Origin of the sequence: Pseudomonas soli, from assembly GCF_900110655.1 — a bacterium.
Taxonomy (GTDB): Bacteria; Pseudomonadota; Gammaproteobacteria; order Pseudomonadales; family Pseudomonadaceae; genus Aquipseudomonas; species Aquipseudomonas soli.
The window spans coordinates 48,750-66,993 of record NZ_FOEQ01000002.1 but is presented as its reverse complement, the minus strand read 5'-3'; the positions used below and the strand labels follow the sequence as shown (position 1 = coordinate 66,993).

Here is an 18,244-nt window from a genome sequence, read left to right as displayed (position 1 = left end):
AATCAGCGCGGTTCGTGCCGACGATTACAGCCCGAATACCCACGGCACCATCAGCACGGTCACCAGCATCACCAGCAGGGTGAACGGCACGCCAACCTTGACGAAGTCGGCGAAGCGGTACTGACCGGGCCCCAGAACCAGGGTGTTGACCGGCGACGACACCGGCGTCATGAACGCCGCCGATGCCGCCAGGGCCACGGTCATGGCGAACGGGTAGGGCGACATGCCCAGCTGCTGCGCAGTGCTCACCGCCACCGGGGCCATCAGCACCGCAGTTGCGGTATTGGAGATGAACAGCCCGATCAGCGCCGTCACGGCGAACAGGCAGGCAAGGATCACGCTGGGCCCGGCACCGCCGAGCGCACCGACTAGCGCACCGACGGCCAGGTCGATGCCACCGGTCTTCTGCAGAGCCAGGGCAAAGGGCAGCATGCCGACGATCAGCACCAAGCTCTGCCAGTGGATGGCGCGGTAGGCGCTGTTCATGTCGATGCAGCGCCCGGCGCCCATCAGCAGGCAGCCGATCAGCGCGGCGATGACGTTGGGCACCAGGCCGCTGACCATCAGCCCGACCATTACCGCCAGGCTGATCAGTGCATAGGGTGCTCGGGCGCGCGCCGGCGCGACCTGGTCGATTTCCGCCGGCAGGCTCAGCACCAGGAAGTCGCGCGGCTTGCCCTGCAGCTGGCGTACAGCCTTCCACGGGCCGACCACCAGCAGGGTGTCGCCCAGGCGCAGCTTTTCTTCCACCAGTTGCCCTTCGATGGCTTGCTGGTCACGGCGCAGGCCGACCACGTTGAGGTCGTAGCGGGTACGGAAGGCCAGTTCGAGGATGCTCTTGCCGATCAGTTGCGAGCCGGGCGGCAGCGAGATCTCCGCCATGCCCAGCTCCTGGGACTGGTCGATGAAGTAGGCGGCCTTGAAGTGCAGGGGCTCGAGCAGCATGGTCTGGCACAGGCTGCGCAGGTCGTCGCGGTTGGCGAACAAGTCCAGCAACAGCACGTCGCCCTGCTGCAGCAGGGTGCCGGAGTCGGCGCTGATCACCCGGGTGGTGAACTTGTGCTGGCGCTCGATGCCGATCACGTTGGCGCCGTGGCGGGTGCGCAGTTCCAGCTCGCCAAGGGTATGACCGATCAGCGGCGAATGGGGGCGGATGCGCAGGCGCCGCTCGCGGCCGTTGAGCTTGTAGTCCAGCACCAGGTCGAGCAAGGTGCGGCGGCTCTCGACCCGGCCGTCCTTGCGCACCTCGCCGTTGAGCCAGTGGCGGGTCAGCAGCATGTAGCCGATCCCGAGCACCAGCACCACCAGGCCGAAAGGGGTGAAGCTGAAGAAGCCGAAACCCTGTTCGCCGTGGCGCACCAGTTCGCTGTGCACCACCACGTTCGGTGGCGTCGCCACCAGGCTCAGCATGCCGCTGATCAGGCCGGCGAAGCTCAGTGGCATCATCAGCCGGCTGGGCGAAAGCTGCTGGCGCGCGGCAATGCTCAGCACCACCGGGATAAAGATCGCCACCACGCCGGTGGAGCTCATCGCCGAGCCCAGCCCGGCCACGGCCACCATCAGCAGCACCAGCAGGCGCGCCTCGCTGTTGCCGGCGCGCTCGCTCATCCATTCGCCGATGCGGTAGGCGATGCCGGTGCGCACCAGCCCTTCGCCGATCACGAACAGCGCGGCGATCAGCACCACGTTGGGGTCGCTGAAGCCGGCCATGGCCTGCTCCACGGTGAGGATGCCCGACAGCGGCAGGGCGACGATCACCAGCAGGGCGACCACGTCCATGCGCGGGCGGTTGAGGATGAACAGGAGGACGACGACGGCCAGCAGGCCAAGGACCCAGAGCAGCTCATGGTTCATGGGGAGGGGGTGTTCCTTCACACAGGCACGAAAGGCAATGGCTCTAGTGTGGCAGCTTGACGCGACGGCGTCGTTGACGTGCTGCAGTGTTTTGCCGGGTGATGACCCGGCAAGGGGCGGGGGCGCGGCCCGCTGGAGCAGTCGCTAGCGGCCGCGCCGCCGCGACACCCGCGCCTCGATGTTCTTGCGCCCGATCAACAGCGGCGGTTTCTCCACCACCGGCTCGTCGGCCAACCACTTGTACATCACCAGGCAATCGACCAGGCCCAGCTCGCCATGGCGGTAGGCCTTGGGCAGGCGGCCGACAGTCTCGAAGCCGAGCTTGTGCCACAGCGCCACTGCCACTCCGTTGGTCGCCACCACCGAATTGAACTGCAGGGCCAGGAAGCCTTCCTGGCGGGCGAGCTTCTGCGAATGCTCGCACATCAGCCTGGCCACGCCGCGGCCACGGGCGTTTTCGCACACCATGTAGCCGCAGTTGCCCACATGCCCGCCAGGGCCGGCGGCATTGGGCTTGAGGAAGTAAGAGCCGAGCAGCTCGCCGTCCGCCTCGGCCACCAGGGTGCGCAACGGGTTCTCCAGCCACAGCGTGCGGGCCTGGTCGATATTCAGGGCGGGGTCGAAGGCGTAGGTCTGGCGAGCCTGGACAATGGCCTGGAAGGTCGGCCAGAAGCGCTCGAAGTCTTCCGGGGTCATGGGGCGAATCTGGATCATAGCGGTTCCTGCACGGGCTGGGCCGCCAAGTCTGGGTGGCGCGGCGTCGTCGCGCAAGGGCGGCGACGCCTTGGTGTGTCAGGCGCCGGTCTTGCCCACCGCGTCCAGGGCCCGGGCCGAGTAGACCAGTGCCGCGCCGGCGTTCATCGCCACCGCTACCCCCAGGGCCTCGGCGATCTCCTCGCGGGTGGCGCCATGCTTGACCGCCTGCTGCGAGTGAACGGCGATGCAGCCGTCGCAGCGGGTGGTGACCGCCACGGCCAGGGAGATCAGTTCGCGGGTCTTGGCGTCCAGGTGGTTGGTGTTGGCCCCGGCGCCACTGGCAGTCATGTAGCCGGCCACGGTATCGGGGGACAGTTGCCTGAGATCGCCGATGCCGGCCATCAACTGCTTACGGTAGGCGTCCCAGTCCATCATGCTCATCGTCTTCACCTTGTCAGGTTGGCAACAGGAGCTTTCAGGCTAGTCGAAGACGGGGTGTGCAGCGGAGAAAACACTCGCGGGGCAAGCTCGCTCCCACTGTTGGCAGGAGCGGGTTTGCCCCGCGAGGACGACGTCCGGATCAGATGTAGATGAACACCAGTACCAGCGCCGCGACCACTGCCCACTTCTCCAGGTAGTAGCGGGTGCGGTTGCGCTTTTTCATGGCCTTGCCGCGCTCACGGATCTTGTAGATGCGCGTGAACAGGCGGTTGATACCCCCGGTCTTGTCATTGGCGTCGTTGGGCGCGGCGGCGGCGGCCATCACGTTGCGGCTGAACCAGCGGTTGAACGCGGCTGCCCAGCGGTACTTGAGCGGGCGCTCGACGTCGCAGAACAGGATGATGCGGTTGTGCTCGGTGGTGTTGGCGGCGTAGTGGATGTAGGTCTCGTCGAACACCACGCCCTCACCGTCGCGCCAGGAGTACTTCTCGCCGTCCACGTCGATGTAGCAGCCATCGTCATTGGGCGTGTCCAGGCCCAGGTGGTAGCGGTACGAGCCGGCGTAGGGGTCGCGGTGGCGCACCAGCTTGGCGCCCGGCGGCAGGGTGGCGAACATCGCCGCCTTGACCGTGCCGATGCCTTGCAGCAACTCGGTGGTACGTGGGCACAGGGTCATCGCCGAGGGGTGGCTCTCGCCGTACCACTTCAGGTAGAAGCGCTTCCAGCCGGTCTTGAAGAACGAGTTGAAGCCGACATCGTCATAGTTGTCGGACTTCTTGATCTCGCCGGCCTGCAGCAGTTGCTGGCCTTCCTTGCGGATCTCCTGCCAGTGGTCCTGCAGTACCTGCAGCTCGGGGAAGGCACTGACCGGCAGGTAAGGCTTGGCCGGGTGCTTGGAGAACAGGTACAGGAAGGCGTTGACCGGGGCCAGGAAGCTGGAGTGGTCGCCCAGCTGGCGGGTCAGCTTGTGACGTACCCGACCGCGCAGGTGAACATAGGCGATCGAGAGGACGAAGATCAGTACGAGTGCAATTTTCATGGACGTTTACTTGTCGAAAAATGGCCATGCGCCATGGCGTAAGCCAGCCAGCATAAACAATCGTGGCGCGGGTTTGTACTTATTGTTACGACAAAACCGCCCGACTTAGGTGGCATGGCCTACAGCTTGCGCAAACGATTCATCCGTATGTGCGGGTATTTTCTGGCGACCCGGCGTTTACAATCGGGTGGACGTCCATCCAGCAAGGAACTCCCGATGATCCAGGATGTACGCCCCAGCGGGGCTCCCTTCAAGCGGCTGTTTTTCGCCCTGTCACTGGGCGAAGAACAGCGCCGTGGCATCAGCCAGTGGCGGCGTGGCCTGGGCTTGCGCAGCGGCAAGCCGGTGCCCAGCGAGAACTTCCATGTCACCTTGCTGTTCCTGGGCGATGTCGATGCCGCCCAGGTGCCGGCGGTGTGCGCCGTAGTGGATGCACTGCGGCTTCCTGAAGCCAAGCTGCGCCTGGTCCTGGACCAGTTGCAGGTATGGCCGCGGGCTTCGGCGTTGGTGCTGGCGCCGGCGCAGGCGCCGTTGGCCCTGCGCCAGCTGGTGTACGACTTGCAGCAGGCGCTGCTGCCGCTGGGCATCGAGCCGTCGGTGCGTGAGTACCGGCCGCACCTGACCCTGTCCCGGGATTTTCGCGAGCCATTGCCGGAGGCGGGCGAGGCGCCGACGTTCCACCTCGTCGCCCGCCACTTCACCCTGTACGAGTCACGCAAGGGCCGCTACTGGCCTTTGGCCGAGTGGTCCCTGACGCAGTGAAAGTGACGGTCGATGCCCAGGCCGTCGAGGAAGTCCCGGTCGTGGGAAATAACCAGCAGCGCGTTGGGGTAAACCACCAGCACTTCCAGCAGGTGGGCACGCATGCGCAGGTCGAGGTTGTTGGTCGGCTCGTCGAGGATCAGTAGCTGCGGCGGCCGCGCGGCGATGCAGGCCAGGGACAGGCGCGCCTTCTCGCCGCCGGACAAGCCCGCCACCGGCGCCTGCACCGCATCGGCATGGCGGAACAGAAAGTCTGCAAGGTGGGCGCGCAACTGTTCCAGCGGCCAATCCGGCACTTGTCGCGACAGGGCTTCCTGCACATTGGCGTCGGCAGGCAGGGTGGCGTAGTGCTGGTCGATGTAGCCGATCTGCTCGGGCGCCGGCAGCAGCCAGTCGCCGCGCCGCCAGACCCGTGGATCGCCGAGGATCGCCCGCGCCAGGGTGGACTTGCCGCTGCCGTTGTTGCCGGTCAGGGCCAGGCGTTCGCCGCCGTCCAGCTGCAGGTCGATGCCGTTGAGCACCGCTGTGTCTGCGTAGCCCACACAGCCGTCACGCACCTGGATCAGCACCCGCGATGACTGGCCCGTCGCCGGCAGATGGAAGCGTGGCACGATCACCGGCTCCGGGCGCAGTTCGGCCAGCTGTTCGCCGAGCTCGCGCTGTTGCTGCAGGATCTGCGCTTGCTTGCGCCCGGCCGTGGTGTTCCCGCGGCCCAGCTTGGTCGGCGAGCGCACGGTAGCCCACTTGCTGTTCTGGATCGCCTTGGCCCCACGCTTGCGGGCGCCGGCGGCGCGGGCCTGTTCCTGCATCAGTGAGTCGTGGGCGTCGTCGCGGGCGCGGCGCACCTCGGCGATGCGCTTGTCGAGCAAGCCGCGCTGCAGGTCGCGCTCGGCCATGTAGTCGGCGTAGCTGCCGTTGAACACGTCCAGGCGCCCGTTGTGCAAGTGCCAGAGCGTGTTGCAGGTCTGGTTCATCAGCGCCACGTCGTGGGTCACCAGCACCAGGGCGCCGTGGAAATGCTCGAGCATGCGTGACAGCGAGCGGCGGTTGGCGGCGTCCAGGTGGTTGGTCGGCTCGTCCAGCAGCAGCAGGTCGGGGTCCAGGGCCAGTGCCTGGCTCAATGCCTGGTTGACACGCTGGCCGCCGCTGAGCGACGACTCGCCGCCCAGTACCTGTGCCACATGGCCGACACGCAAACCGCCGTGGCGCTCCATGTGCCCCTCGCTGGGTGCCAGGCCGCCCTGCAGCAAATGCAGCAATGACGACTTGCCGCTGCCATTGTCGCCGATGATGGCGATGCGCTGCCCCCATTCGATGCGCGCGTCGAGTTCGCTGAAGAGGTGTTTGCGGCCATGGAACAAGCCCAGGCCGTGTAGTTCGATCATTGCCATGGGATGGTGGCCCTCCTGGCCACTGTCGCGCTTGATCGGCAGCGCACATGGGCCCAGCCTGCCTTGGCAGGCGCCCAATAAAAAACCCGCCACAAGGGCGGGTTTTTTTGCAGCTATCCGAAAATTACTCCGGACGAACCTGCGCAGCCTGCATGCCCTTCTGGCCTTTTTCGGCAACGAAGGAAACAGTTTGGCCTTCTTTCAGGCTTTTGAAACCGTCGGTTTCGATAGCCTTGAAGTGTACGAACAGGTCGTCGCCGCCGCCTTGAGGAGTGATGAAGCCGAAGCCTTTTTCATCGTTGAACCACTTGACGGTGCCGGTTTGGCGATTGGACATGGGGTGAATCTCCAGAAACATGATTTTTTATCGGGGTGCAGTGTCGCCTAAGCTTCAGTGGCACCGACGACACTATAGTCTAATTCTTCGCATCTAGCGCCTATTACCTTCGCCGGATGTTGATCCAAGGCAAAAGATGCGACGGAACGCCGGAAAATCCGGCCTATTTTGGCTTGCAGCTGGCCTGGACCACATGCTGAGCCTTCTGCATCAGCTTGGCGTCTACGCCGTCCTGGCTGTCGAGGTCCTCGATCTCCTTATCGTTGAAATTCTTCTTGATGGCTTGGGCACCACACTCGCAGTGCTTCTTGGCTGTTGCCGCATCCACGCCTTGGCCGCTCGCCACTTGTTGGCACTGCGCCATATAGGACGCTTCCTTGCCGGCGGGGAAATCGCCTGCGTTGGCAGCCAGGGGCAGCAGCAGGGCGCTCGCGGCGCAGGCAGCCAGAAGGGACTGAAGTCGCATAACCGGACACTCCTTGGTTAATGGTCTCATCAAGAGTAGGTTGCTTCAGAAAGTCTGATAGGAAATTTTCCGCAAGAGTTCACCTCCACGGCGTAAATTCCAAATATTTCTGCCGGCCGCTCTAGCCCCGTGCTAGCATGCCTCCCTTGCACCACGCCCTGTGCGGGCGCATTTCTTTTTATACCTTCCAGTCACTCTGGTTCGTCCCTGGCAGGCCGAAAGGTCTCTGCCACTGTGAGGCAGGCTTTCCCGCGGGAAAGGCAGGGCGGATCTTGTACTGGCTCATCCCAACCCACGTGACCTTTGGTAGGGGTCACCACTAGGAGAGGAGGCGCCATGCCCGTTATTACTCTTCCCGATGGCAGTCAACGCACGTTCGACCAGCCGGTATCCGTAGCCGAAGTCGCCGCCTCGATCGGCGCAGGCCTGGCCAAGGCCACCCTGGCCGGCAAGGTCGACGGCAAGCTCGTCGATGCCTGCGACAAGATCGACCACGACGCCACCCTGCAGATCATCACCCCTAAAGATGAAGAGGGACTGGAGATCATCCGTCACTCGTGCGCGCACCTGATCGGCCACGCAGTGAAGCAGCTGTACCCGACCGCCCGCATGGTGATCGGCCCGGTGATCGACGAAGGCTTCTATTACGACATCGCCTACGAGCGTCCCTTCACCCCGGACGACCTCGCCGCCATCGAAAAGCGCATGCAGCAGCTGATCGACACGGACTACGACGTCGTCAAGAAGATGACCCCGCGCGCCGAAGTCATCGACGTGTTCACCCAGCGTGGCGAAGACTACAAGCTGCGCCTGGTCGAGGACATGCCGGATGAACAGGCCATGGGCCTGTACTACCACGAAGAATACGTCGACATGTGCCGTGGCCCGCACGTGCCTAACACTCGCTTCCTGAAAGCGTTCAAGCTGACCAAACTGAGCGGCGCCTACTGGCGCGGCGATGCCAAGAACGAGCAGCTGCAACGCGTGTACGGCACCGCCTGGGCCGACAAGAAGCAGCTGGCCGCCTATATCCAGCGCATCGAAGAAGCCGAAAAACGCGACCACCGCAAGATCGGCAAGCAGCTCGACCTGTTCCACCTGCAGGAAGAAGCCCCGGGCATGGTGTTCTGGCACGCCAACGGCTGGACCGTGTACCAGGTGCTCGAGCAGTACATGCGCCAGGTCCAGCGCGAAAACGGCTACCAGGAAATCAAGACCCCGCAGGTAGTCGATCGCATCCTCTGGGAGCGTTCCGGCCACTGGTCCAACTACGCCGAGAACATGTTCACCACTTCGTCGGAAAACCGCGACTACGCGGTAAAACCGATGAACTGCCCGTGCCACGTGCAGGTGTTCAACCAGGGGCTGAAGTCCTACCGCGACCTGCCGCTGCGCCTGGCCGAGTTCGGCGCCTGCCACCGCAACGAGCCCTCCGGCGCGCTGCACGGCATCATGCGCGTGCGTGGCTTCGTGCAGGACGACGCGCATATCTTCTGCACTGAAGACCAGGTGAAGAAGGAAGCCGCCGACTTCATCAAGCTGACCCTGGACGTATACAAGGACTTCGGTTTCACCGACGTCGCCATGAAGCTGTCGACCCGTCCGGCCAAGCGCGTGGGCTCCGAAGAGCTGTGGGACCGCGCCGAAGGCGCGCTGGCCGACGCCCTGAACGAGTCGGGCCTGGAGTGGGAATACCAGCCGGGCGAGGGCGCCTTCTACGGCCCGAAGATCGAGTTCACCCTGCGCGACTGCCTGGGCCGTAACTGGCAGTGCGGTACCCTGCAGTACGACCCGAACCTGCCCGAGCGCCTGGACGCCAGCTACATCGCCGAAGACAACAGCCGCGTGCGCCCGGTGATGCTGCACCGCGCCATCCTCGGTTCGTTCGAACGCTTCATCGGCATGCTCATCGAGCACTACGCCGGCGTGTTCCCGGCCTGGCTCGCCCCGACCCAGGCCGTGATCATGAACATCACCGACAAACAGGCCGATTTCGCCCTCGAGGTGGAAAAAGCCCTGAATGGTAGCGGATTCCGTGCCAAGTCGGACTTGAGAAATGAGAAGATCGGCTTTAAAATCCGCGAGCATACGTTGCTGCGGGTCCCTTATCTTTTGGTTATAGGGGATCGCGAAGTCGAAACGCAAACCGTCGCTGTGCGCACCCGCGAAGGCGCAGACCTGGGCTCGATGCCCGTCGCGCAGTTCGCTGAGCTGCTGTCGCAAGCGGTTTCCCGGCGTGGTCGCCAAGAATCGGAGTAATGACTATTAAGCGTGAAATGAGAAACGATAAACGAACTGCACCGAAAGCCCCGATCAACGAGAATATCTCGGCACGCGAGGTTCGGTTAATTGGTGCTGACGGCGAGCAGATTGGCATCGTCTCGATTGATGAAGCGCTGCGTATCGCTGATGAAGCGAAGCTGGATCTGGTGGAAATCTCTGCAGACGCGCAACCGCCCGTCTGCAAGGTGATGGACTACGGCAAGCACCTCTTCGAGAAGAAGAAGCAGGCCAACGAAGCCAAGAAGAACCAGAAGCAGATCCAGATCAAAGAAATCAAGTTTCGTCCAGGGACGGAAGAAGGGGATTACCAGGTAAAACTACGCAACCTGGTACGTTTCCTTAGCGATGGGGACAAGGCCAAGATCTCTCTGAGATTCCGCGGCCGTGAGATGGCCCACCAGGAGCTGGGCATGGAGCTGTTGAAGCGGGTCGAAGCTGACCTCGTGGAATACGGCACCGTTGAGCAGCATCCGAAGATGGAAGGACGCCAGCTTATGATGGTCATCGCCCCCAAAAAGAAGAAGTAATCTCCCGGGCACGGCAGGCCTGATGATTATTGTGTAATTTTTATTCGAATGCGGAGTTCCAACATGCCAAAAATGAAAACCAAGAGCGGTGCTGCGAAGCGCTTCCTGAAGACGGCTTCCGGCTTCAAGCACAAGCACGCTTTCAAGAGCCACATCCTGACCAAAATGTCGACCAAGCGTAAGCGTCAACTGCGCGGTGCCAGCTTGCTGCACCCGTCTGACGTGGCAAAAGTCGAGCGCATGCTGCGCGTTCGTTAATTCTGGTTAAGATAGAGGAAGTTACTCATGGCTCGTGTTAAGCGCGGCGTTATCGCTCGTAAGCGTCACAAAAAAATTCTGAAACTGGCTAAAGGCTACTACGGTGCACGCTCGCGCGTATTCCGCGTTGCCAAGCAAGCGGTCATCAAGGCAGGCCAATACGCCTACCGCGACCGTCGCCAGAAGAAGCGTCAGTTCCGCGCACTGTGGATCGCTCGTATCAACGCCGGTGCCCGCACCAACGGTCTGTCGTACAGCCGTCTGATTGCTGGCCTGAAAAAAGCGTCGATCGAAATCGACCGTAAGGTTCTGGCTGATCTGGCAGTGAACGAAAAAGCGGCGTTTGCTGCGATTGTCGAGAAGGCTAAAGCCGTACTGGCTTAAGTACCCACGACAATCATCCGGCGGCGCCTGCGCCGTCGGGTGTAAAACGTCATCGGATAGGGGAAGAGCCTTCAAAAGCTCTTCCCCTATTTTCGTATCTGGAGTCTGTACATGGAAAACCTGGACGCGCTGGTCGCCCAAGCCCTCGAGGCCGTGGAACGCGCTGAAGACATCACTACCCTGGAACAGATCCGGGTCCAATATCTTGGCAAGAAAGGCGAGCTGACCCAGGTGATGAAGACCCTGGGCAACCTGCCAGCCGAAGAGCGCCCCAAGGTCGGCGCGCTGATCAACGACGCCAAGGAACGCGTCACCGACGTGCTCAACGCACGCAAGGCCGCCTTTGAAGAGGCCGAGCTCAACGCTCGCCTGGCCGCCGAATGCATCGACGTGACCCTGCCAGGCCGTGGCCAGACCACCGGCGGGCTGCACCCGATCACCCGTACTCTCGAGCGCATCGAGCAGTTCTTCACCCACATCGGCTACGGCATCGCCGAAGGCCCTGAGGTCGAAGACGACTACCACAACTTCGAAGCGCTCAACATCCCCGGCCACCACCCGGCCCGGGCGATGCACGACACCTTCTACTTCAACGCCAACATGCTGCTGCGCACCCACACCTCGCCGGTCCAGGTGCGCACCATGGAAAGCACCCAGCCGCCGATCCGCATCGTCTGTCCAGGCCGTGTGTACCGTTGCGACTCGGATATCACCCACTCGCCGATGTTCCACCAGGTCGAAGGCCTGCTGGTCGATCGCGGCATCAACTTCGCCGACCTCAAGGGCACCATCGAAGAGTTCCTGCGGGTGTTCTTCGAGAAAGAACTGGCCGTGCGCTTCCGCCCGTCGTTCTTCCCCTTCACCGAGCCGAGCGCCGAAGTCGACATCCAGTGCGTGATGTGTTCCGGCAAGGGCTGCCGCGTGTGCAAGCAGACCGGCTGGCTGGAAGTGATGGGCTGCGGCATGGTCCACCCGAACGTGCTGCGCATGTCCGGCATCGACCCGGAAGAGTACCAGGGCTTCGCCTTCGGCATGGGCGCCGAGCGCCTGGCCATGCTGCGCTATGGCGTCAACGATTTGCGTCTGTTCTTCGACAACGACCTGCGGTTCTTGGCTCAATTCCGCTAGGCCCAATCGACGCAACTTTCAGGAGAACAGCATGAAATTCAGTGAACAGTGGCTGCGCGGTTGGGTAAACCCGCAAGTCTCCCGTGACGAACTGGTCGCCCGCCTGTCCATGGCCGGCCTCGAAGTCGACAGCGTGACCCCCGCTGCCGGCCAGTTCAGCGGCATCGTGGTGGGCGAGATCCTCACCACCGAACAACACCCGGACGCCGACAAGCTGCGCGTGTGCCAGGTAAGCAACGGCGCGGAGACCTTCCAGGTGGTCTGCGGCGCCCCGAATGCCCGCCCAGGCATCAAGATCCCGTTCGCCATGATCGGCGCCGAACTGCCGGGCGACTTCAAGATCAAGAAGGCCAAGCTGCGCGGCGTCGAATCCTTCGGCATGCTCTGCTCGGCTGCCGAGCTGCAGATCAGCGAAGAGAACGACGGCCTGCTGGAACTGGCCGCCGACGCCCCGGTTGGCCAGGACATCCGTCAGTACCTGAACCTGGACGACGCCAGCATCGAGATCGGCCTGACCCCGAACCGCGGCGACTGCCTGTCCATCGCTGGCCTTGCCCGTGACGTCAGCGCCCTGTACGACGTGCCGGTCACCCGCCCGGTGGTGCCAGCCGTACCGGCTGCCCACGACGAAGTACGCCCGGTCGAAGTCAGCGCCCCGGCCGCCTGCCCGCGCTACCTGGGCCGCGTGATCCGCAACGTCGACCTGAGCAAACCGACCCCGCTGTGGATGGTCGAGCGCCTGCGCCGCAGCGACGTGCGCAGCATCGACGCCGCCGTCGACATCACCAACTACGTGATGCTCGAACTCGGCCAGCCGATGCACGCCTTCGACCTCGCCGAAATCAACGGCGGTATCCGCGTGCGCATGGCCGAGGAGGGCGAGAAACTCGTCCTGCTGGACGGCCAGGAAGTTGCCCTGCGCGCCGACACCCTGGTGATCGCCGACCACACCCGCGCCCTGGCCATTGCCGGCGTGATGGGTGGCGAGCACAGCGGCGTCAACACCGAGAAGACCCGCGACCTGTTCCTCGAGAGCGCCTTCTTCGAGCCGATTTCCGTCGCTGGCAAGGCCCGTTCCTACGGCCTGCACACCGACGCCTCGCACCGCTACGAGCGCGGCGTGGATTCGCAACTGGCCCGTGAAGCCATGGAGCGCGCCACCGCCCTGGTACTGGAGATCGTCGGCGGCGAAGCAGGCCCTGTAGTCGAAGCCGTGAGCGAGCAGCACCTGCCGAACATCGCGCCGATCACCCTGCGCGACGAACGCATCACCCAGATGCTCGGCATGCAAATGCAAGCCGCCCAGGTCGAGCAGCTGCTCAACGCCCTGGAGCTGAACACCAGCGCCAATGGGGCAGGGGAATGGACCGTCACCGTCCCAAGCCACCGCTTCGACGTCAGCCTGGAAGTCGACCTGATCGAAGAGCTGGCCCGCCTGTACGGCTACAACAACCTGCCGGTCCGTTACCCGCAGGCCCGCCTGGCCCCGCAAGCCCGCCCGGAAACCCGTGGCGAGCTGCCGAACCTGCGCCGCTTGCTGGTTGCCCGCGGCTACCAGGAAGCCATCACCTACAGCTTCATCGACCCGAAACTGTTCGAGCTGTTCACCCCAGGCGTCGAGCCGCTGCTGCTGGCCAACCCGATCTCCAACGACATGGCCGCCATGCGCGCCTCGTTGTGGCCGGGCCTGGTCAAGGCCATGCAGCACAACCTCAACCGCCAGCAAGACCGCGTTCGCCTGTTCGAAAGCGGCCTGCGCTTCGTCGGCCAGCTCGGTGACCTCAAGCAGCAACCGATGATCGCCGGCGTCGTCACTGGCAGCCGCCTGCCGGAAGGCTGGGCCAACGGCCGCGACAGCATCGACTTCTTCGACGTCAAAGCCGACGTGGAAGCCCTGCTGGGTTACTCCGGTGCCCTGAGCGACTTCACCTTCGCTGCCGGCAAGCACCCGGCCCTGCACCCCGGCCAGACCGCCCGCATCGAGCGCGACGGCAAGGAAGTCGGCTACCTCGGCGCCATCCACCCCGAGCTGGCCAAGACCCTCGGCCTCGACCGCCCGGTGTTCGTCTTCGAGCTTGTGCTCGGCGATGTAGTCGAAGGCCGCCTGCCGAAGTTCAGCGAACTGTCCAAGTTCCCGGAAACCCGTCGTGACCTGGCTTTGATCGCAGGACGTGATGTAGCTTCTAGCTCGGTGCTTGAAGTAATTCGTGACAATGCGGGCGAATGGCTCACAGACCTCAGGCTGTTTGACGTCTACCAGGGTAAAGGCATTGATCCTGATAGAAAAAGCCTGGCGGTCGGCTTGACCTGGCAACATCCATCGCGCACTCTTAACGACGATGAGGTGAATGAAACCCTGCAAACCATCCTCACCTCGCTTGAACAAAGGTTGAACACCACGTTAAGGAAATAACGGCATGGGTGCTCTGACGAAAGCTGAGATGGCCGAAAGGCTGTACGAGGAGCTGGGGCTTAACAAGCGTGAGGCCAAGGAGCTGGTCGAGCTGTTTTTCGAAGAAATTCGGCACGCGCTTGAAGACAACGAGCAGGTCAAGTTGTCCGGTTTCGGCAACTTCGACCTTCGCGACAAACGCCAGCGGCCGGGCCGCAACCCCAAAACAGGGGAAGAGATCCCGATCACCGCGCGCCGCGTCGTCACCTTTCGTCCAGGGCAGAAGCTGAAAGCCCGGGTAGAGGCCTATGCTGGAACCAAGCCATAACGACGAGCTGCCCCCCATCCCGGGCAAACGCTACTTCACCATCGGTGAAGTCAGCGAGCTCTGTGCGGTAAAACCGCACGTGCTGCGCTACTGGGAGCAGGAATTCACGCAGCTCAACCCGGTGAAGCGCCGTGGCAACCGGCGGTATTATCAGCGCCAAGATGTGCTGATGATCCGCCAGATCCGCGCTTTGCTGTATGACCAGGGCTTTACCATTGGCGGGGCGCGACTGCGGCTCTCCAGTGATGAGGTCAAGGATGAGTCCAGCCAGTACAAGCAGCTGATTCGGCAGATGATTGCGGAGTTGGAGGATGTGTTGGTGGTGCTCAAGAAGTGATCAGAGCCGACGAATGGAAAGTTTTTTGAAAAAAAGCTTCCATTAATCAAAAGGTTAGGGTACATTTCTTCTCGTTCTCGGCAACATTGAGAGCCGCCTTGTCGGGGCGTAGCGCAGCCCGGTAGCGCACTTGCATGGGGTGCAAGGGGTCGAGTGTTCGAATCACTCCGTCCCGACCATTATTGAAACGAAAAAAGCCCAGTCGGTAACGACTGGGCTTTTTTCGTTTCAATAATGGTTCTAGCCCGGCCACTCCATAGTCAATAAAGCTTGCTCCACGGTGATGGCAATGAGATATTGCCAATGAAGTATGCTTTCTATGGATCTTAGTGTCCATCCGGAGTTCCCTCTTAACGCGAGAAAGGAAGCGGGTTAAGCGTGATGACAGGCTATTTTGGCTCACGAGACATCATTCAAGAAATCACTGTAAATGAAAGTATGCGGTGTTTTTTTGTCGGCTATGATCTTGCTGATGATTCTCAAAATGGGCAGTACAGATGGAAAGATTTCGTTAATGTTCTGATTTCTGCAGTTCATGAATTTGCTTTCGGAATGCATGAGGGAGACTCAGTTCAGAGCAATAATTTGGTTGTCACGTTAAGTGATGCAGCAAAATCAATATATAAAATTGATAATTTCAATCGCGTTAAAGATATTTATTTGTCTGGCGGTCACTTGGATGACGAACTAGAAGATAAGTACTTGCGAAGAGGTGAGTTTGGGGAGCTTCTACTTCATTTGATTTTGCGTGATAACTTCGGAACTATTCCTCTCCTCTCGAAAATCTATTTTAAAGACTCTTACGGTCATACTGTCCATGGCTTTGATTCGGTTCATATTAATCCGGAGACGAAAAGCTTATGGTTGGGAGAGTCGAAGCTCTACATGGACCCTTTCAAAGGAGTTGCTGCACTTGTAAAGGATCTAGAAGAGCACATTCGCTTAGACTACATGGCGGATGAATTTTCTATTATTTCTAAAAAGATAAAGCACTTCTCTTTCCATGAAGATGTAGAGTATTGGACTCAATGGATGGCCAGTGCTACTCGACTCAAAGACAAGCTTTCCGATATTTACATACCGATGCTTTGCACATACTCTTGTGATATCTTTGATCTTTATGATGATGAGGTCGAGGGTTTTAAGGCGCAACTTGTAGCTCAAGCCAAGGAGGTTGCGGACAAGTTTCATGATGCGAATAAGCATCCTTGGAAAGCCAAAATCAATATTGTTCTAATTTTGCTCCCGGTTAAATGTAAGAAAGAGTTGGTTAAGAGGCTGCATCAGAAGTTAGGTATTATGCAATCCCTAGGAGATTGATGAATGGATTCGTCAGGGCTTTTGTCATTACTTTTATCAGTCGACAAGCTGAATTTTGATGAGGCTTTTCATGTCTTGAGGGCTGCTGCAGATTTACTTAGAAATGGAAAAGATCCAGAAAATGAGCTAGCTATTTCAATTTTGGAAAATCGTGGGAAGTTTCCAAATACTTTTGATGAGATGCTTGCTGATGTTATCGAATCATATGGTCTGTACCCTTATTTACAACGAGAAAATTTGGCACCTTCGTCCACAAGTCACTCCATTAGGGTGGCTTACCATCAAGCGGTCTCTGGTGGTAATCGGTTGCTCCATGAAGAACAGAAGTACATTTACAATTTATTGGTCAATCGTCGCTCTAATCTCGTGGTTAGTGCACCCACGAGCTTTGGTAAGAGCTTAATAATCGAAGAGCTTGTTGCCTCCGGAATTTATAAGAACATTGTAATTATACAGCCTACGCTTGCTTTGCTTGATGAAACCAGACGAAAGCTTTCGAAATATAGTGATAAGTTTAAGCTGGTGGTGAGGACTTCTCAAGAGCCGTCTGAGCAACTCGGTAATATCTATCTGCTTACAGCTGAGCGAGTTAATGAGTATAAATACTTTGCTGCAATTGATTTGCTCGTCATGGACGAATTTTATAAATTGAGCGCGAGGCGTGAGGATGAACGCTCAGATGCTCTGAATAATGCATTTTACTACATGTTGACAAAGTTCTCTCCTCAGTTTTATTTATTGGGGCCAAATATTGATGGTATTTCTCCGGGTTTTAATGATAAGTATGGGTCGATATTTTTTAAAAGTAACTATAAGCTCGTTCTAAATAGTGGTGTTAATGTATATGAAAATTATCCTGGGCAGTTTGGGGCTCGGGGGAAGAAAAAGGAAATAAAAGAAAAGGCCCTTTTTGAGCTGCTGGATAGTTTTGACGGGCAGCAAACAATTGTATATTGTTCGTCGCCTGCTCGCGTTAGGTCGTTAGCAAGGGTTTACCTGGAACATTTGGCATTTTCAGGCAGAACCCTCATGCAGGATGAACTGAGCATTATTCCTTGGATAGAATTGAATGTTGGCTCCGAATGGGTGTTGATAGATCTATTGAAATCAAGGATTGGGATCCATGATGGGGCGCTGCAAAAACATATCACAAATAGCATGCTCGGTTTTTTTGAAAGTGGTCAGTTGGACGTTCTGTTTTGCACCTCCACGATCATTGAGGGGGTAAACACTAGTGCAAAAAATGTCGTATTTTATGATGATGTAAAAGGTGATAAGCCTATTGATTACTTTGACTATTCAAATATCAAGGGGCGTGCGGGGCGAATGATGCAGCACTACAGTGGTGTGGTATTCAACTTCAACCCTGTGCCTGAAAAGCAAGAAACCATTGTTGATATTCCTTTCTATGAACAACTCCCAATATCTGACGAGGTGCTCATACAGTTAGATGGTTCGGAGGTTAAGGATAAAGAGAGTAAGCAATACCAAGATCTAATGGCTTTGCATTGGGATGTACGTGAGCTCGTAAAGTCTAATCACATGAGTGTCCAAGGTCAGGTTAATCTGATCAGGTTTCTGCGGGAGAATGTAAGGTCTAAATATGACTTGTTGAGCTGGCGTTCTTACCCTGACTACAATCAGTTGCTTTTCGTTATGGGGCTTGCATGCGAGTTTTTGGCGCAGCCAGGGGAAATAAAGAATCCCATGTCTGCTGCTAGATTGACCAAGTTGACGTATGATTATGGCAGGCAGAAAAGTATTTATTCTTTAATTAGGAATATGCAAAGCTATAATCTTGGTAAGTTGGATCCAGATTCTCTGAGTCCTGAGGATTACTTGCGAAAGCGGAAGAATATTTTAGATGATTCTATAAGGGATGGTTTTCAAATACTGAAGCATTGGTTTCAGTATAAGGTTCCTAAATGGCTTAGTGTTGTAAGTAGTATTCAGGATTTTGTTTGTCGCGAAGCTGGTCTTAGGCCTGGAAGTTATTCACACTACGCTTCCGAGATTGAAAATGATTTTATACAGTCTAATTTGTCTATTCTCGATGAGTACGGTGTTCCGGCGACAGCAGCAAAAAAATTAGAAGGGGTGGTGCCTAAGGATATTCCCGAGGACAATGTTCTCAGATATATTCATGAGCGGCGTTTGTATTTAAGGTCCGATTTTCTAGATTACGAACGAGACAAAATTATAAATTTGTTGAAGGGTTAATTTTTTTGGTGATATCCCGGCATCACATGTGGACTAGGGCGTCAATCTTTTCTGTAGATGATGGGCTTAACATGTTTTCAT

At 58.8% G+C, this 18,244-nt stretch carries 18 protein-coding genes and 1 tRNA gene; 12 read left to right on the top strand and 7 right to left on the bottom strand.

All coding sequences use genetic code 11. The features are described 5' to 3' along the window. Nucleotides 1–24: 24 nt before the first annotated feature. The 4 genes from BMY03_RS04855 to lpxO form a co-directional block, all read right to left on the bottom strand. Complete coding sequence (locus BMY03_RS04855) at nt 25–1,854, bottom strand: SLC13 family permease (protein ID WP_094010412.1); 1,830 nt, start codon at nt 1,852–1,854, stop codon at nt 25–27. A gap of 144 nt (nt 1,855–1,998) precedes the next feature. Then, nucleotides 1,999–2,568 (bottom strand): GNAT family N-acetyltransferase, encoded by a 570-nt coding sequence (locus tag BMY03_RS04850; protein ID WP_094010411.1) that lies wholly within the window; start codon nt 2,566–2,568, stop codon nt 1,999–2,001. 78 nt (nt 2,569–2,646) lie between these two features. Beyond that, entirely contained in the window at nt 2,647–2,991 is a 345-nt protein-coding gene (locus tag BMY03_RS04845; protein WP_094010410.1) for a carboxymuconolactone decarboxylase family protein, read from the bottom strand. Between the two features lie 139 nt (nt 2,992–3,130). Beyond that, nucleotides 3,131–4,030 (bottom strand): lipid A hydroxylase LpxO, encoded by a 900-nt coding sequence (gene lpxO / locus BMY03_RS04840; RefSeq protein ID WP_023632669.1) that lies wholly within the window; start codon nt 4,028–4,030, stop codon nt 3,131–3,133. A 216-nt stretch (nt 4,031–4,246) separates the two neighbouring features. On the opposite strand from lpxO, the gene thpR reads away from it, so the two are divergent. Then, entirely contained in the window at nt 4,247–4,792 is a 546-nt protein-coding gene (gene thpR, locus BMY03_RS04835; protein ID WP_094010409.1) for an RNA 2',3'-cyclic phosphodiesterase, read from the top strand. On the opposite strand, the gene BMY03_RS04830 is transcribed toward thpR, so the two are convergent. The 3 genes from BMY03_RS04830 to BMY03_RS04820 all read right to left on the bottom strand — a co-directional run bounded on the left by BMY03_RS04830 (nt 4,756) and on the right by BMY03_RS04820 (nt 6,986). After that, a complete protein-coding gene (locus BMY03_RS04830) occupies nt 4,756–6,183 on the bottom strand; it encodes an ATP-binding cassette domain-containing protein (protein WP_094010408.1) in 1,428 nt (475 codons plus the stop codon). The two genes, thpR and BMY03_RS04830, sit on opposite strands and share 37 nt — an antisense overlap. Before the next feature lie 124 nt (nt 6,184–6,307). After that, a complete protein-coding gene (locus tag BMY03_RS04825; RefSeq protein WP_007956027.1) occupies nt 6,308–6,520 on the bottom strand; it encodes a cold-shock protein in 213 nt (70 codons plus the stop codon). A 163-nt stretch (nt 6,521–6,683) separates the two neighbouring features. Next, nucleotides 6,684–6,986 (bottom strand): hypothetical protein, encoded by a 303-nt coding sequence (locus BMY03_RS04820; RefSeq protein ID WP_094010407.1) that lies wholly within the window; start codon nt 6,984–6,986, stop codon nt 6,684–6,686. Between the two features lie 336 nt (nt 6,987–7,322). On the opposite strand from BMY03_RS04820, the gene thrS reads away from it, so the two are divergent. From thrS to BMY03_RS04765, 11 genes are all read left to right on the top strand, one after another. Next, on the top strand, nt 7,323–9,245 hold the full coding sequence (gene thrS, locus BMY03_RS04815; protein WP_028691465.1) for a threonine--tRNA ligase: 1,923 nt from the start codon (nt 7,323–7,325) through the stop codon (nt 9,243–9,245). Next, the gene (infC, locus tag BMY03_RS04810) at nt 9,245–9,796 is read left to right on the top strand and encodes a translation initiation factor IF-3 (RefSeq protein WP_023629190.1); all 552 of its coding nucleotides are present in this window, start codon (nt 9,245–9,247) and stop codon (nt 9,794–9,796) included. The genes thrS and infC overlap by 1 nt, the downstream gene beginning before the upstream one ends. A 63-nt stretch (nt 9,797–9,859) precedes the next feature. Then, on the top strand, nt 9,860–10,054 hold the full coding sequence (rpmI, locus tag BMY03_RS04805) for a 50S ribosomal protein L35 (protein ID WP_003250667.1): 195 nt from the start codon (nt 9,860–9,862) through the stop codon (nt 10,052–10,054). 27 nt (nt 10,055–10,081) lie between these two features. After that, nucleotides 10,082–10,438: a 50S ribosomal protein L20 gene (gene rplT / locus BMY03_RS04800; RefSeq protein ID WP_003250671.1), complete on the top strand. Its 357-nt coding sequence runs from the start codon at nt 10,082–10,084 to the stop codon at nt 10,436–10,438. Nucleotides 10,439–10,549: 111 nt separating this feature from the next. After that, a complete protein-coding gene (gene pheS / locus BMY03_RS04795) occupies nt 10,550–11,566 on the top strand; it encodes a phenylalanine--tRNA ligase subunit alpha (RefSeq protein ID WP_023629191.1) in 1,017 nt (338 codons plus the stop codon). A gap of 31 nt (nt 11,567–11,597) precedes the next feature. Then, nucleotides 11,598–13,979 (top strand): phenylalanine--tRNA ligase subunit beta, encoded by a 2,382-nt coding sequence (gene pheT / locus BMY03_RS04790; RefSeq protein ID WP_094010406.1) that lies wholly within the window; start codon nt 11,598–11,600, stop codon nt 13,977–13,979. Between the two features lie 4 nt (nt 13,980–13,983). Continuing rightward, nucleotides 13,984–14,286 (top strand): integration host factor subunit alpha, encoded by a 303-nt coding sequence (ihfA, locus tag BMY03_RS04785; protein ID WP_009394049.1) that lies wholly within the window; start codon nt 13,984–13,986, stop codon nt 14,284–14,286. Beyond that, nucleotides 14,267–14,623: a MerR family transcriptional regulator gene (locus BMY03_RS04780; RefSeq protein ID WP_023629031.1), complete on the top strand. Its 357-nt coding sequence runs from the start codon at nt 14,267–14,269 to the stop codon at nt 14,621–14,623. Before ihfA ends, BMY03_RS04780 begins: the two co-directional genes overlap by 20 nt. Nucleotides 14,624–14,725: 102 nt before the next feature. Then, nucleotides 14,726–14,802, top strand: a tRNA-Pro gene (locus BMY03_RS04775). A gap of 202 nt (nt 14,803–15,004) precedes the next feature. Further along, a complete protein-coding gene (locus tag BMY03_RS04770; RefSeq protein ID WP_094010405.1) occupies nt 15,005–15,943 on the top strand; it encodes a HamA C-terminal domain-containing protein in 939 nt (312 codons plus the stop codon). Nucleotides 15,944–15,946: 3 nt separating this feature from the next. After that, a complete protein-coding gene (locus BMY03_RS04765) occupies nt 15,947–18,163 on the top strand; it encodes a DEAD/DEAH box helicase (RefSeq protein ID WP_094010404.1) in 2,217 nt (738 codons plus the stop codon). Nucleotides 18,164–18,244 lie beyond the last annotated feature (81 nt).

What these genes read in the sequence shown, in the direction of transcription:
- BMY03_RS04855 (WP_094010412.1), bottom strand. Translation starts at nt 1,854, where the DNA reads ATGAACCATGAGCTGCTCTGGGTCCTTGGCCTGCTGGCCGTCGTCGTC.
- BMY03_RS04850 (WP_094010411.1), bottom strand. Translation starts at nt 2,568, where the DNA reads ATGATCCAGATTCGCCCCATGACCCCGGAAGACTTCGAGCGCTTCTGG.
- BMY03_RS04845 (WP_094010410.1), bottom strand. Translation starts at nt 2,991, where the DNA reads ATGAGCATGATGGACTGGGACGCCTACCGTAAGCAGTTGATGGCCGGC.
- lpxO (WP_023632669.1), bottom strand. Translation starts at nt 4,030, where the DNA reads ATGAAAATTGCACTCGTACTGATCTTCGTCCTCTCGATCGCCTATGTT.
- thpR (WP_094010409.1), top strand. Translation starts at nt 4,247, where the DNA reads ATGATCCAGGATGTACGCCCCAGCGGGGCTCCCTTCAAGCGGCTGTTT.
- BMY03_RS04830 (WP_094010408.1), bottom strand. Translation starts at nt 6,183, where the DNA reads ATGGCAATGATCGAACTACACGGCCTGGGCTTGTTCCATGGCCGCAAA.
- BMY03_RS04825 (WP_007956027.1), bottom strand. Translation starts at nt 6,520, where the DNA reads ATGTCCAATCGCCAAACCGGCACCGTCAAGTGGTTCAACGATGAAAAA.
- BMY03_RS04820 (WP_094010407.1), bottom strand. Translation starts at nt 6,986, where the DNA reads ATGCGACTTCAGTCCCTTCTGGCTGCCTGCGCCGCGAGCGCCCTGCTG.
- thrS (WP_028691465.1), top strand. Translation starts at nt 7,323, where the DNA reads ATGCCCGTTATTACTCTTCCCGATGGCAGTCAACGCACGTTCGACCAG.
- infC (WP_023629190.1), top strand. Translation starts at nt 9,245, where the DNA reads ATGACTATTAAGCGTGAAATGAGAAACGATAAACGAACTGCACCGAAA.
- rpmI (WP_003250667.1), top strand. Translation starts at nt 9,860, where the DNA reads ATGCCAAAAATGAAAACCAAGAGCGGTGCTGCGAAGCGCTTCCTGAAG.
- rplT (WP_003250671.1), top strand. Translation starts at nt 10,082, where the DNA reads ATGGCTCGTGTTAAGCGCGGCGTTATCGCTCGTAAGCGTCACAAAAAA.
- pheS (WP_023629191.1), top strand. Translation starts at nt 10,550, where the DNA reads ATGGAAAACCTGGACGCGCTGGTCGCCCAAGCCCTCGAGGCCGTGGAA.
- pheT (WP_094010406.1), top strand. Translation starts at nt 11,598, where the DNA reads ATGAAATTCAGTGAACAGTGGCTGCGCGGTTGGGTAAACCCGCAAGTC.
- ihfA (WP_009394049.1), top strand. Translation starts at nt 13,984, where the DNA reads ATGGGTGCTCTGACGAAAGCTGAGATGGCCGAAAGGCTGTACGAGGAG.
- BMY03_RS04780 (WP_023629031.1), top strand. Translation starts at nt 14,267, where the DNA reads ATGCTGGAACCAAGCCATAACGACGAGCTGCCCCCCATCCCGGGCAAA.
- BMY03_RS04770 (WP_094010405.1), top strand. Translation starts at nt 15,005, where the DNA reads ATGACAGGCTATTTTGGCTCACGAGACATCATTCAAGAAATCACTGTA.
- BMY03_RS04765 (WP_094010404.1), top strand. Translation starts at nt 15,947, where the DNA reads ATGGATTCGTCAGGGCTTTTGTCATTACTTTTATCAGTCGACAAGCTG.